General features: G+C 76.8%; 1 protein-coding gene. It reads left to right on the top strand.

The window, feature by feature from the left end; translation table 11 throughout:
• Positions 1–676 (top strand): molybdopterin-dependent oxidoreductase (locus tag AN218_RS29010; RefSeq protein ID WP_171908831.1); only part of this gene is annotated, 676 nt, incomplete at both ends.

Below are 676 nucleotides of genomic sequence, written 5' to 3'. Positions count from 1 at the left end.
CGCTGCTGCCCGGCGCCCGTCCCGTCTCCGACCCCCGCGCCCGCGACGAGGTCGCACGGGCCTGGGGTCTGGCCGAACTGCCCGCCGCCGCGGGCCGTGACACCGCCGGCATCATCGACGCGGCGGTCGACGGCGAGCTGTCGGCGCTAGTCGTCGGCGGCGTCGAGGTGGCCGACCTGCCGGACCCGGCGCGTGCCGCGCAGGCGCTGGACGAGGTGGAGTTCCTGGTCAGCCTGGAGCTGCGGCCCAGCGAGGTCACCGACCGCGCCGACGTGGTGCTGCCGGTCTCCGCCGTCGCGGAGAAGGCCGGCACGTTCCTCAACTGGGAAGGCAGGGCACGGCCGTTCGAGGCGGCGCTCAAGCCCGACCAGATGACGCGGCGGCACGTACAGCCGGACGCGCGGGTGCTGCACATGCTCGCCGACGCGCTGGACGTGCACCTGGGCCTGCCCGACGTACGGACCATCCGCGGCGAGATCGACCGGCTCGGCCAGTGGGAGACGGAGACCTCCGCGGACTTCACCCGGGCCGCCGGCGGCGGCTCGGCACCCACCGGCTCCTCGGCTCCCCAGGCGGGCAAGGGCGAGGCGGTGCTCGCCGGGCACCGGCTGCTGCTGGACCAGGGCCGGCTGCAGGACGGCGACGAGGCGCTGGCCGGCACCCGGCACCCCGCGCG

Source organism: Streptomyces nanshensis, from assembly GCF_001751255.1.
GTDB lineage: Bacteria > Actinomycetota > Actinomycetes > Streptomycetales > Streptomycetaceae > Streptomyces > Streptomyces nanshensis_A.
This window is presented reverse-complemented; position numbering and strand designations above follow the sequence as displayed.